Annotated in this window: 11 protein-coding genes and 1 other RNA gene; 1 reads left to right on the top strand and 11 read right to left on the bottom strand. The window is 70.8% G+C overall.

Features of this window, described 5'->3' with window-relative positions; all coding sequences use genetic code 11:
- Nucleotides 1-50: 50 nt before the first annotated feature.
- The 8 genes from OG867_RS20420 to ftsE all read right to left on the bottom strand — a co-directional run bounded on the left by OG867_RS20420 (nt 51) and on the right by ftsE (nt 8,009).
- A complete protein-coding gene (locus tag OG867_RS20420; RefSeq protein ID WP_328900416.1) occupies nt 51-1,304 on the bottom strand; it encodes an acyltransferase in 1,254 nt (417 codons plus the stop codon).
- On the bottom strand, nt 1,301-3,427 hold the full coding sequence (locus OG867_RS20415) for a glycosyltransferase (RefSeq protein WP_406291078.1): 2,127 nt from the start codon (nt 3,425-3,427) through the stop codon (nt 1,301-1,303). The genes OG867_RS20420 and OG867_RS20415 overlap by 4 nt, the downstream gene beginning before the upstream one ends.
- Nucleotides 3,428-3,499: 72 nt before the next feature.
- The gene (locus tag OG867_RS20410) at nt 3,500-3,895 is read right to left on the bottom strand and encodes a hypothetical protein (protein WP_406287288.1); all 396 of its coding nucleotides are present in this window, start codon (nt 3,893-3,895) and stop codon (nt 3,500-3,502) included.
- A 209-nt stretch (nt 3,896-4,104) separates the two neighbouring features.
- Nucleotides 4,105-4,492, bottom strand: a transfer-messenger RNA (tmRNA) gene (ssrA, locus tag OG867_RS20405).
- A 123-nt stretch (nt 4,493-4,615) separates the two neighbouring features.
- The gene (gene smpB / locus OG867_RS20400) at nt 4,616-5,104 is read right to left on the bottom strand and encodes an SsrA-binding protein SmpB (RefSeq protein ID WP_093708601.1); all 489 of its coding nucleotides are present in this window, start codon (nt 5,102-5,104) and stop codon (nt 4,616-4,618) included.
- Between the two features lie 18 nt (nt 5,105-5,122).
- Nucleotides 5,123-6,310 (bottom strand): S41 family peptidase, encoded by a 1,188-nt coding sequence (locus OG867_RS20395; RefSeq protein ID WP_406287284.1) that lies wholly within the window; start codon nt 6,308-6,310, stop codon nt 5,123-5,125.
- A gap of 68 nt (nt 6,311-6,378) precedes the next feature.
- On the bottom strand, nt 6,379-7,296 hold the full coding sequence (gene ftsX, locus OG867_RS20390; protein WP_328900420.1) for a permease-like cell division protein FtsX: 918 nt from the start codon (nt 7,294-7,296) through the stop codon (nt 6,379-6,381).
- 23 nt (nt 7,297-7,319) lie between these two features.
- Complete coding sequence (ftsE, locus tag OG867_RS20385; RefSeq protein WP_328900421.1) at nt 7,320-8,009, bottom strand: cell division ATP-binding protein FtsE; 690 nt, start codon at nt 8,007-8,009, stop codon at nt 7,320-7,322.
- 267 nt (nt 8,010-8,276) lie between these two features.
- Between ftsE and OG867_RS20380 the strand changes: the two genes are divergently transcribed.
- Nucleotides 8,277-8,474, top strand: a complete 198-nt coding sequence (locus OG867_RS20380) for a hypothetical protein (RefSeq protein WP_328900422.1) — start codon at nt 8,277-8,279, stop codon at nt 8,472-8,474.
- A gap of 62 nt (nt 8,475-8,536) precedes the next feature.
- Here the strand turns inward: OG867_RS20380 and prfB are convergent, their stop codons facing one another.
- The 3 genes from prfB to OG867_RS20365 all read right to left on the bottom strand — a co-directional run bounded on the left by prfB (nt 8,537) and on the right by OG867_RS20365 (nt 12,788).
- On the bottom strand, nt 8,537-9,643 hold the full coding sequence (gene prfB, locus OG867_RS20375; protein ID WP_328900423.1) for a peptide chain release factor 2: 1,107 nt from the start codon (nt 9,641-9,643) through the stop codon (nt 8,537-8,539).
- Between the two features lie 58 nt (nt 9,644-9,701).
- Nucleotides 9,702-10,943, bottom strand: coding sequence for a protein kinase domain-containing protein (locus OG867_RS20370; RefSeq protein WP_406287280.1), 1,242 nt, complete (start codon nt 10,941-10,943; stop codon nt 9,702-9,704).
- A 177-nt stretch (nt 10,944-11,120) separates the two neighbouring features.
- A complete protein-coding gene (locus OG867_RS20365) occupies nt 11,121-12,788 on the bottom strand; it encodes a serine/threonine-protein kinase (RefSeq protein WP_406287278.1) in 1,668 nt (555 codons plus the stop codon).
- Nucleotides 12,789-12,798 lie beyond the last annotated feature (10 nt).

Here is a 12,798-nt window from a genome sequence, read left to right as displayed (position 1 = left end):
GTGGGCAACCTTGCGCTCACCGGGCCGGAGCCGGCCCGGTGAGCGCGCGGTTACGTACGGGCGCGGGCGGAGCCGTTGGGCCAGAGCCTCGGGCGGCGCCTGGCGGCGAGGTCCTCGACCCAGCCGACGGCGAGGATCGCCAGCCCGATCAGCGGCCAGACGATGATCAGCGCGAGGGCGTTGTTCGCGCGGTCGATGTACGTGCCGAGGTGGTCGCCGACCCAGGGCACGTCCCAGAGCAGGTCGATGATCGGGAAGGTGGCCATCAGCAGCATGTTGTGCCACAGGTAGATGGTCACCGCCCGGTTGTTGGCGAGGGTGACCAGGCTGTCCCACCCGGCCAGCCGGCCCGGCAGCTCCCGCCAGGAGGGGGCGTACTGGAGCAGGATCATGCAGAACCCGAGCGACCAGGTGGCCTGGGCGAGCGGGATCTCGTCCAGGTTCCAGCCCTCCTCGGTGAGGTGGTGGGCCCCCCACCACAGCGCGAAGGCCATCAGCATCGCGGCCAGCGACACGGCGAGATAGCGCGGGACGGTCTTCAGCAGCCCGTCGTGGTGCGCGAAGCCGAGGATCCAGCAGGAGCCGAAGACCGCGAAGTCGACCAGGCCCTCACCGGCCGTGCCCGGCACGGTGACCAGTCCGGTGCCGATGACGGCGGTGAGTCCGATCGGGGCGAGCAGCGTCGCCCAGGGCAGCTTCCGGAACGCCTTGAGCAGCAGCGGGGAGGCCAGCACGAACCACAGGTAGGCGCGGATGTACCAGAGCGGCCCGATGCCCTGCTCGGCCCAGGAGGTTTCCAGCCAGCCGCCCTCGGAGCCGTTCTCCCAGGGGAAGGGCGGGGTGCCGATCGGCAGGATGTAGCAGCCCAGCTTGAGGAACCACCAGATGCCCTCCTCGCGCACCGGCTTCCAGCCGAGCAGGAAGACCATGGGCACGACGACGGCGCAGAACGCCCACATCGGCGGCAGCAGCCTGCGGACGCGGCTCCGGATCACGCTCCACGCGGGCCGGGCCAGCGACCGGGCCATGAGCGATCCGGCCAGGGCGAACATGACGCCCATGGACGGGAAGACGACGGTCAGCCAGGCCCAGCCGAAGAGGTGGAAGACGACGACCCGGACGAGCGCTACGGCCCGCAGCAGGTCGAGATAGCGGTCCCGGCCGGCCTTGGCCGGGGCGGACGCGACGGTGGCGGCCGGCTCGGGCGGGGGCACGGGGGCGGGCAGCACCACCCGCAGCGCCATGGTCTGTTCGTTGCCCTGCGGCGGGTGCGGGGACGCGGGAGGTCCGCTCGGATAGGTCATGCGACGGGCCTCCGGTCCTGGGTGCGCGCACGCGGGGACGGCATCGCGCCGGGCGCCTCCACGACCCCGGTACGACGCAGCTTCTGCCAGCGCAGCCGGCCGCCGGTGAGAGCGGTGATCCAGGACTGGAGCAGCACCACGTACATGAGCTGCCGGTACAGGACCTGCTGGAGGGGCAGCGAGAGCAGATGGGTCATGCGCTCCCGGTCGAGCCGGAAGGCGTACGCGGCACACACCAGCTGCACCGCGAGGACGCCGAGCCACGCGCCGACGGTCTTCTCGGTGGGCCCGAACACGAGCCCGTACAGCAGGAAGACGTCGATGAGCGGGGCGAGCAGCGGGGCGACGACCATGAACAGCGAGACGAACGGCAGTCCGACGCGGCCGAACCGGCCCGAGGGCCCGCGCTCGACGACCGCCCTGCGGTGCTTCCAGATCGCCTGCATGGTGCCGTACGACCACCGGTAGCGCTGCGACCAGAGCTGCTGCACGGTCTCCGGTGCCTCGGTCCAGGCGCGGGCGTTCTCCGCGTAGACGACGCGCCAGCCGTCCCGGTGCAGGGCCATCGTGACGTCGGTGTCCTCGGCGAGGGTGTCCTCGCTGATGCCGCCGACCCGCTCCAGCGCCTCGCGCCGGAAGGCCCCGACCGCGCCGGGGATGGTGGGCATGCAGCGCAGCACGTCGTACATGCGGCGGTCGAGGTTGAAGCCCATCACGTACTCGATGTGCTGCCAGGCGCCGATCAGCGAGTCGCGGTTGCCGACCTTGGCGTTGCCGGCGACGGCTCCGACGCGCGGGTCGCCGAAGGGCTGCACCAGTTCGCGGACGGTGGTCGGCTCGAAGACCGTGTCGCCGTCCATCATCACGATGATGTCGTTGCGGGCGTGCGCGATGCCGTTGTTCAGCGCGGCGGGCTTGCCCGCGTTGCGCTGGCGCACCACCCGGACGTTGGGCAGCCGCATCCGCTGGACGATGTCCGCGGTGCCGTCCGTGGAACCGTCGTCGATCACGATGACTTCGACCGGATAGTCACTTGCCAGGAGCGAACGCACCGTGTTCGCGATGCACTTCTTCTCGTTGTACGCGGGAACCAGGACGGTCACCGTGCGGGTGACGGGTTCGCCCCAGCTGAAGTCGCGTCCGCGGACCCGGCGGGCGTGGACGAAGGACAGCACGAGCATCAGCCCGAAGCGGGCGAAGACCAGCACACCGATCACCGCGAGCCCGGCCACCATCACATCGGTGATGTGCTCCGAGACGCCCACGGCCCAGACGAACGCCTTGCCCTTCCACAGGTCGAAACCCGTGACCGGGGAGTGCGCGCTGGGTGCGCCGAGGGCGTCGGTGAGGTTGTCGAACGTGTACCCCTGCTTCTGCATCTTCGGCAGGAACTTCCCGAGGGCGGTGACGGTCTGGGACCGGTTCCCCCCGGAGTCGTGCATGAGGATGATCGCGCCCTTGCCGTGCTTGGGCGTGGCCCGCTTGATGATCGCCCTGACGCCCGGCCGCTTCCAGTCCTCGCTGTCCGTGTTGTTGACGACGGTGAGGTAGCCGCGGCTGCCGATGTACTGCGTGACCGGCCAGGACTTGTTGTCCATGGCGTCGGCGAACGAGGAGTAGGGCGGCCGGAAGAGCGAGGTGCGGATGCCCGCCGCACCGGCCAGCACCAGCTGGTTCTGGGACAGCTCCCAGTCGATGCGGCTGGTGGACTGGTAGGAGAGGTCGGGGTGGTTGAAGGTGTGCAGCCCGACCTCGTGCCCCTCCCTGACCATGCGCTCGACCAGGTCCGGGTAGCGCGAGGCCATGGTGCCGGTGACGAAGAAGACGCCGTGGGCGCCGTACTCCTTCAGCTCGTCCAGCACCTTCGGCGTCCACTCCGGGTCCGGGCCGTCATCGAAGGTCAGTACGATCCGGTGGTCCGGGATGCGCAGGGTCTTCGCTGGCTCGGTGGTGGACCGCGCGTCGATGACCGGCCCGCCGTCCAGCACCTGCTCGGGCACCCGGTCGGTCGCGACGGGGGGCCGGATGCGGAAGTCGGCGAGGATTTCGCTGTGCACGTAGCCACGCAGCATCAGCATGGCGAGCAGGGCAACGAGAAACAGGAGCGGCAGCATGTAGCGCATGGGAAGTCTGCGCCGGCGGGTCTGCTTCTTCCTGTGGGAGTTGCGCCTGCCCCGGGGGGCAGGGGTGGTCATCTAGTCGGCGCCTTCTTGTTCTTGCGCGGGAGCCGGGGACCCGCCGGTGGGAAGCCCGGCGTCCGGGGCCGTCGATTCGTTCCCGGTGGTGTCCGTGACCTGCTGTTCCTGACCGGTCAGCGGGAGTACGGGGGCGCTGGAGTTGCCGCCGAGCACGGCGACGACCAGGGTCGTCGCGTAACAGACGAAGACCGCTGCCAGGACCCAGCCGAGGCGGCGCAGCGTCTTGCCGCGCCGCCCGCTCTCGTCCACGAAGACGGGGCCGTCGGAGTCGTCCGGAGCGGATGGTTCCGGTAGCAGCTCGGAGAGCTGCCGTCCGATTCCGTCCAGCTGGATGGTGACTTCGTTCGGCTCGTGTGTGTGCCCCGCATGGGCACCTTCACGCCAAGTTTCCACTGTTGTACGCACTTCCCCCACTCAGGATCGGGTGCGCGCAACTGACCGGTTGTGTGCCGCCGGACGGGCCCCCACCCTGTCCACGCGCCCCCTACCACAGTGCACCCGGTCCATGAATGTAGCGCACGCCCGGCCTCCCGGCACACCGGACGCAGAAACGACGAGGACCCCGCTGCCGGGTGGCAGCGGGGTCCTCGCCCACATGGGAATTGTGGAGATGGCGGGAATCGAACCCGCGTCCAACGGTGCGGAACCAGGGCTTCTCCGAGTGCAGTCCGCTACGCTTTTCTCGGCCTCGGAGGTCACGCGGACAAGCCTCCGACAGGCCCAGTCACTGTTTGATTTCCTTCTGAGACCCGTGACCGGACTCAGAAGTTTAGATCCCTGAATGATGCCAGGATCCGGGTCGGGATCACCCCCGGGCTGACACTCCGCAGAGTCTTCGCTTAGCTGCTAATTAGGCAGCGAGGGCGAAGGCGGAGGAATCGCGCTTGGAATTGGCGATTATTGGTTGCGACATATGGTTTACGAGATCATTGCCGCTTCCTCGACTCGCTTCCCCTGCTTCGACATCCGCTGTCGAAACCGATCATCCCCATGTTGTTTTTTCAAGGTGGTGCCACACCCTCCGTGGGGTGTGCTGCCATCGTACGTGACCAACGCACGACGATGCCAGCGTATTCCTGCCGGAGGGGCCGGCGGCGGGGCGCCGGGTCCGGATCAGGCGCTCCGCTGACGGCGGCGGGCCGCCGCGACGGCGCGGTTCGTCTCCCTGGTGTCCTGCTTCTCGCGCAGCGTCTGCCGCTTGTCGTACTCCTTCTTGCCCTTCGCGAGCGCGATCTCGGCCTTGACCCGGCCGTTCAGGAAGTACAGCGAGAGCGGCACGATGGTGTGGCCGGTCTCCTGCGACTTCGACTCCAGCTTGTCGATCTCGGCCCGGTGCATCAGCAGCTTGCGCTTGCGCTTGGCGGAGTGGTTGGTCCAGGTGCCCTGGACGTACTCGGGGACGTGGATGTTGTGCAGCCACGCCTCGCCGCCGTCGATCTGGACGAAGCCGTCGACCAGCGACGCCCGGCCCATGCGCAGCGATTTGACCTCGGTCCCCATGAGCACGAGCCCGCACTCGTAGGTGTCGAGGATGGTGTAGTCGTGGCGCGCCTTCTTGTTCTGCGCGATGAGCTTGCGCCCGGTGTCCTTTTCCTTAGCCATAGTGCGGCCATTTTCGCACTACGACCCACCCCCGAGGCCACTCAATACCGTCTCGGCCCGTTCCTGGGCCTGGGAGCTCACCGCGAGGTCCGGTGTGATGCCCTTGCCGTCGACCCCGTGGCCCGCCGGTGTCCGGTAGTGGCCGACGGTCAGCTCGGCCACGGAGCCCCCCGCCAGCTTGCTCGGCATCTGCACGGAGCCCTTGCCGAAGGTCCGCGAGCCGACCGTGACCGCCCGGCCCCGGTCCTGGAGCGCCCCCGTCACCAGCTCGGCCGCGCTCATCGTCCCCCCGTCGACCAGCACGACGACGGGGCGCCCGGTGTCACCGCCCGACTTGGCGTACAGGGCGTGCTGCTCTCCGTGCACGTCGTACGTGGCGACCAGGCCGCCGTCCAGGAAGGCGGAGGCCGCGGTGACCGCCTCGGTGACCAGCCCGCCCGGATTGCCCCGCAGGTCCAGCAGCACCGCGGCGCCCGCGGGCGCGTCCCGGACCGCGTCGCGCACGGCCGCCCCCGAGCCCTTGGTGAACGAGGCGACCGCGATGCGCACCGCCCCGGACGGACCCGAGCGCTGCGCCCCGACCCTGCGCACGGTCACCGACTCGACCGTGAGCCGGGCCCGGCTCAGCGTCTCGGTCCGGGTGGCGGTCCCCCGGCGGACGCCGAGGCTGACCGTGCTCCCGGCCTTCGCGCCGGTGCGGTCGCCGCGCAGCAGGGCCACCACGTCGGAGACGGGCAGCCGGTCGACCCGGCGGCCGTCGATGGTGCGGAACAGGTCGCCGGAGCGGATGCCCGCGCGGTCGGCGGGGCTGCCGGGCTGGACGCGGGCGACGGCGACCCGGCCGTCGGCGGAGCGCCGGGCGGCGAGGCCGACCCCGGTGTACGTGCCGCCGAGGGACTCCTCGAACTCCTGGTACTCGCGCTCGTCGTAGACCGCGCCCCAGCGGTCGCCGCTGCGGCTGACGACCTCCTCGGCCGCCTCCGTACCGGACTTGCCGTCGGCGACCGCGTCGGCGGCGGCCTCGGCCACCTCGTCGCGGTCGGCGGTGGCGGCCACGGACCGGGGGTGCACCGGGGGTTCCTGCGCCTCGCCGCGGGGCAGCGCGCCGGTCGCGGCCCCGGTGGCGAGGACGCCGGCGAAGACCAGCGTCAGGGCCGCCCCGCGGCGCAGACCGCGGGGCCCGATGCGACATCCGGGGTCCGACATGGCGCCGATTCTAGGACAACGCCCCGGGGGCGCAGGGGACGTTGGGCGTGCACCTCACGGGGCACACATCACACCTTCAGGTACTTGCGCAGCGCGAAGAGAGCGGCAATGGCGGGCATCAGCAGACCGATCGCCAGCACCAGCGGCAGCTTGGTGAGGACCGCGTCCCAGCCGATGAAGTCGATCAGATTCAGCTTGTCCTTGAGCGCGAGACCGCCGTCGATCAGGAAGTAGCGCCCGGCCAGCAGCATGACGCAGGCCAGCACACCGCCGATCAGACCGGCGAAGGCGGCCTCCATGATGAACGGCGCCTGGATGTAGAAGCCGGAGGCGCCGACGAGCCGCATGATCCCGGTCTCCCGGCGCCGGCTGAACGCGGAGACGCGCACGGTGTTGACGATCAGCATCAGCGCGATGACGAGCATCAGCGCCATCACGAACAGCGCGGCGACGTTCATGCCGTTCATCAGTCCGAAGAGGTTGTCCAGGATGCTTCTCTGGTCCTGGACCGACTGGACCCCGTCCCGCCCGGCGAAGGCGGTCGCGACGACCTTGTACTTGGTGGGGTCATGGAGTTTGACCCGGAAGGACTCCGGCATCTGGTCCGGCGTGATGTTGCCGGCCATCGGGGAGTCGCCGAACTCCTCCTGGTAGTGCTTGTACGCCTCGTCGCTGGACTCGTAGATCACCTTCTCCACGACGTCCATCTTGTTGAGATCGCTCTCGATCTGGTCCTTCTGCTGCTTGGTGACCGCACCCTTGGCGCACTGGACCACCGTCTCCGCGTCGCCCTTGCCGCAGAGGTAGATGGAGACGTTGACCTTGTCGTACCAGTAGTCCTTCATCGTGCTGACCTGCTCGCGCATGAGCAGCGCGCCGCCGAACAGGGCGAGCGAGAGGGCGACGGAGACGACGACGGCGAAGGTCATCGTGAGGTTGCGACGGAGGCCGACGCCGATCTCCGACAGGACGAACTGGGCGCGCATGGCGTCCTTTCAGTGCTGGGTGCTCAGTGCTGGTAGCCGTAGACGCCGCGCGCCTGGTCGCGTACGAGACGGCCCTTGTCCAGCTCGATGACGCGCTTGCGCATCTGGTCGACGATGTTCTGGTCGTGGGTCGCCATGATCACGGTGGTGCCGGTCCGGTTGATCCGGTCCAGCAGCTTCATGATGCCGACGGAGGTCTGCGGGTCGAGGTTGCCGGTCGGCTCGTCGGCGATCAGCAGCATGGGCCGGTTGACGAAGGCCCGCGCGATCGCCACGCGCTGCTGCTCACCGCCGGACAGCTCGCCCGGCATCCGGTCCTCCTTGCCGCCGAGTCCGACGAGGTCGAGGACCTGCGGCACGGCCTTGCGGATCTCGCCGCGCGGCTTGCCGATCACTTCCTGGGCGAACGCCACGTTCTGCGCGACGGTCTTGTTGGGCAGCAGGCGGAAGTCCTGGAAGACGGTGCCCAGCTGGCGGCGCATGTGCGGCACCTTCCAGTTGGACATGCGCGCGAGGTCCTTGCCCAGGACGTGCACGGCGCCCGTGCTGGCGCGCTCCTCGCGCAGGATGAGCCGCATGAAGGTGGACTTGCCGGAGCCGGACGAGCCGACCAGGAAGACGAACTCGCCCTTCTCGATGTCGAGCGACACCTCCCGGAGAGCGGGACGGCTCTGCTTCGGGTAGGTCTTGGAGACGTTGTCGAATCGGATCACGAATGCACCACGGTCGGCCGGGAGTAGGTGAGCGTGACCATACGCGAACCGGGCTGAGCCGTGCAGGCACGCATACCGGGATGGGTGATTTACGGTGAAACGGCCCCGATTCCGGGGCGGCCCGGCGGGGAAGGGACCCGGGTGTGACCGGCGGGGCGGCCGAATGCGCCACGAGCTGGCACAGTGGTAGGGGAACGGTCGCGTTTCCGTGAGCGTTGTGCGGAGAGATGGCTTGTGCGGCTCCGCCGCGCGGAAGGAGGAAAGCGCATGACCTACGACCGACTGGTATGCGCGAACTGCGCGGCGCCCGTCACCGAGGGCCGCTGCCCCGTGTGCCGGGCGAGCCGCGAGCGGATGCGGGAGCAGGGCCAGGGGCCCTTCGCCGGGATCAGCCCGGCGGCGCTCGCCGCGCTCCTCGTGGTGCTCGTGGCCGCCCTGGCCCTCCTGGCCCACCAGACCGTGTAGCGCCGACCTCGTCCTTGCCCTGTTCCTGTTCGACGGGCCGAGCGGGGTGTCCGGCCCGGGGACTACTTCTCGTTCTGCTTGCGCCAGCGGATGCCGGCTTCGATGAAGCCGTCGATCTCGCCGTTGAAGACCGCCTCCGGGTTGCCCATCTCGAACTCCGTACGCAGGTCCTTGACCATCTGGTACGGGTGCAGGACGTACGAGCGCATCTGGTTGCCCCAGGAGTTGCCGCCGTCGCCCTTGAGGGCGTTCATCTTGGCCTGCTCCTCCTGGCGGCGGCGCTCAAGCAGCTTCGCCTGGAGGACGTTCATCGCGGACGCCTTGTTCTGGATCTGCGAGCGCTCGTTCTGGCAGGAGACGACGATGCCGGTCGGCAGGTGGGTCAGACGCACCGCGGAGTCCGTGGTGTTGACGCCCTGGCCGCCGGGGCCGGACGAGCGGTACACGTCGACGCGCAGGTCGGACTCGTCGATCTCGACGTGGTCCGTCTGCTCGACCACGGGCAGCACCTCGACGCCCGCGAAGGAGGTCTGGCGGCGGCCCTGGTTGTCGAACGGCGAGACGCGCACCAGGCGGTGGGTGCCCTGCTCGACCGAGAGCGTGCCGTAGGCGTACGGCACCTCGATGGCGAAGGTGGTCGACTTGATGCCGGCCTCTTCCGCGTACGCCGTCTCGTAGACCTCGGTCTTGTAGTTGTGCCGCTCGGCCCAGCGCAGGTACATCCGCTGGAGGCGCTCGGCGAAGTCCGCCGCGTCGACGCCGCCGGCCTCGGCGCGGATGGTGACCAGCGCCTCCCGGGCGTCGTACTCGCCGGAGAGAAGGGTGCGGACCTCCATCTCGTCCAGCGCCTTGCGGACGGACTCCAGCTCGGTCTCCGCCTCGGCGAGCGCGTCGGCGTCGCCCTCGTCCTCGGCGAGCTCGAAGAGGACTTCGAGGTCATCGATCCGGCCGCGCAGGCCCTCGGCCTTGCGGACCTCGGCCTGGAGGTGGGAAAGCTTGCTGGTGATCTTCTGCGCCGCCTCGGGGTCGTCCCACAGGGACGGGGCGGCCGCCTGCTCCTCGAGCACGGCGATGTCCCCCCTCAGCGCATCCAGGTCCAGGACGGCCTCGATCGACCCCATGGTCGAGGAGAGGGACTTCAGCTCTTCGGAAATATCGACGACTGCCACGGGTCCAGCGTAACGGCTGTCGGCGCGTACGTTCCTCGGGCTGCCGGATCACCGCCCGCTACGGCTGTGCGGGGGCCGAGTTCCTGGTGTCCTGAGGGCCCGGGTCCGCGTCGTCGCCGCCCAGCGCGAGCCAGCCGGCCGCGCCGAGTCCGGCCACCAGCACGAGGGCCGCGGCCCCCAGGGTCAGGCGGCGCTTGCGGACGGCCGCCGCCTTGTTGCGGGCCGAGCCGGGGCGGGGCCGGCCGGGGGCGCGCGGGGCGCGGGCGGTGCCCCGGGGGCCGCCGGACAGCTCGTCGGGGGCCGGGACGCGCATGCTCGTGTGGGTGTCGCGGTTGGAGTCCGGGGTCGAGCCGGGCACCAGCGGGACCGCGCCGCGCCTGCGGGGCTCGTCGCCGGACGGGGTGTACTGCTGCTCGTCGTAGCCCTGCGGGGCCTCCGGCTCCTCGTCCGGCTCGTCCACGTCCAGGGGCGGGATGCCGGCCAGGTGCGGCAGTTGCTCGCGCAGCCGGGCGGCCAGCTCCGAGGCGCGCAGCCGGGAGGCGGGGGCCTTGGCCAGGCACTGGACGAGCAACTGCCAGAGCTCGTCGGGGATGCCGGGGAGCGGGACCACGGTCTCGGTGACATGGCGGCGCAGGACGGCGCCGGGGTGGCCGCCGCCGAACGGCGTGAAGCCCGCGAGGAGCTCGTACAGCACCGTGGCCAGGGCGTAGATGTCGACGGCGGCGCGCGGCGGCAGGCCCTCCACGATCTCGGGGGCCAGATAGTCCGGCGTGCCGATGATCTTGGTGGTCCGGGTCCGGCGCGGGGTGTCGATGAGCTTGGCGACGCCGAAGTCGGTGAGCAGCGCGGGGTGCGCGTGGCCGGGGCCGAGCGGCCCCTCCATGTCCAGCAGGATGTTCTCGGGCTTGACGTCGCGGTGGACGATCCCGGCCGCATGCGCGGCGGCGAGGCCGTCGGCGACGTCCGCGACGACGGCGACGGCGGCCTCGGGGGCCAGCCGGCGCTCGCGGTCGAGCCGGGTGCGCAGGTCGGTGCCCCGGACCAGGTCCATGACGAGGGCGAGGTCGTTGCCGTCCACCACGAGGTCGCGGACCGCGACGACGTGCGGATGGTTCAGTCCGAGCAGCGCGGTGCGCTCCTGGACGAACCGGCCGACGAGCTCCTGGTCGGACGCCAGGTCCTCGCGGAGCAGTTTGATGGCCACGGGGCCCTCGGGGCCGTCCCCGAGCCACACCGTGCCGGCGCTGCCGCGCCCCAGTATCTGGTGGGCGGTGTACCGGCTGCCGATTTTCCGTGCCAAGACTGCTCCCTCAGCGGCTGGCGATGGACCCCAACAACCCCCGGTCGACAAAGTTACGCGGCGATCGGGGGCCCGTGTGCCGTGGTTGGCGCCAACCTTCGCTTCTGCGGGCGAATTGCCTCGGAATTGGTCCGCGGAAGTCGATATAGCTACAGAGTTGTACGCCTCCGGGCGCGGTCAGCCGCCACTGCCGCCGCCCAGCTCGGAGATCCAGTCCTTCACCGTGGAGACGGCGTCGGTGATCGCGTGCCAGTAGCTCTGGCCCTGCCCGATCCAGTCCTTGAGCGGGGTCAGTTCCCAGATCAGCCAGCTCGCCACGAAGAGCAGCACCAGCGTGAACAGGCAGCCCTTGAGGCAGCCGAGCCCGGGGATCTTCATCGGGTTGGCGCTGCGCTGCCTCGGCTCGCGGGGCGCGCGCTGGGGCTGCTGGGGCTGCTGGGGCTGTTGCGGCGGCGCGTACTGCTGCGGCTGCGGCTGGTGCTGCTGGCGCTGCGGCGGCTGGTACTGCTGCTGCGGTTGCGGCTGGTACTGCTGCTGGTGCCGCTGCTGCTGCCCGTACTGCTGCTGCTGGGGCTGCTGGTACCCGGGCTGGCGGTCGCGCGGCTGCTGCGGGGGCTGCTGCTGCCGGCGCTGCGGGCGGCGGCGCAGCGGGTCCTCGCTCGGGTCGAGGTACTGGACCTGGGTCTGCTCGTTGCGGTCGCGGGCGGCCCGGAGCTGGGACTGCCAGGGGTGCGGGTCCTCGGGGCGGGGGTCGCCGTCGGGGCGCGGCGGCACGGGCGGCATGACGGCGGTCGGGTCGGCCTGGGGGCCGCCGCCGGGCACGCCGCCGTGCGGCAGGACGCTGGTGACCCCGTTCGGGTCGTACGAGCCGGCGTTGCTCGGCAGGACCTGCGTCGGGTCGGCCGCGCCGGGGATCTCGGGTACGGCGGTGGGCGCCGGGTCGGGTGCGAGCAGGGCGGCGACCCCGTCGGCGGCGGCGATCTGCGCGGCGCTCGCGTGGACCCCGATGCCCTCGGCGACCGTACGCAGGGCGCGGGCCAGGTTCACCGCGCTCGGCCTGCGGTCCGGGTCCTTGCTCAGGCACCGCTCCATGACCGTCCACAGGGGCTCGGGGACGGTGCTGGGGCGGCGCGGCTCCTCGCTGAGGTGCCGGTGCAGGACTTCGAGCGCGGTGCCGCCGGCGAACGGCGGGCGGCCGGTGACCAGCTCGTACAGCAGGATGCCGGCGCCGTAGATGTCGACGGCGGAGGTCTGCGGGCGGCCCTCGGCGGATTCCGGCGCCACGTAGGCGGGGGTGCCGACGAACTCGTGGGTCCGGGTCAGGCCCGGCGAGTCGGCGAGGCGCGCGATGCCGAAGTCGGTGAGCATCGGGCGCATCGCGCCGTCGGGGTCGGCGAGCAGCACGTTGGCGGGCTTGAGGTCGCGGTGCACGACGCCGTCGGCGTGGCTGGCCGCGAGCGCGTCGGCGATCTGCGCGGTGAGCAGCGCGGCGGCGACCGGGGTGAGCGGGCCGTTGTCGCGCAGGTAGCGGTGCAGATCGGGGCCGTCGATCAGGTCCATGACGAGGGCGAGGAGGTCGCCCTCCACCACGAGGTCGCGGGTGCGCACGATGTTGGGGTGGGTCAGCCGCAACAGGACGGAGCGTTCCCGCAGGAACCGCATCACCACGTCCGCGTCGTTGGCCAGCTCCTCCTTGAGGACCTTGATCGCCACGGTCTCGCCGGGCCGGCCGGCCACGGCCGCCTCGGCGCCCGCCGCCTCGCGCTGGCTGGCGCGCCAGACGGTGCCCGTGGCACCGCGTCCCAGCGGCTCCTCCAGGAGGTACTTGCTGCCTACCGGCCGCACGTCATGCGCT

This window comes from Streptomyces sp. NBC_00209, from assembly GCF_045206345.1.
Lineage (GTDB): Bacteria > Actinomycetota > Actinomycetes > Streptomycetales > Streptomycetaceae > Streptomyces.
This window is presented reverse-complemented; position numbering and strand designations above follow the sequence as displayed.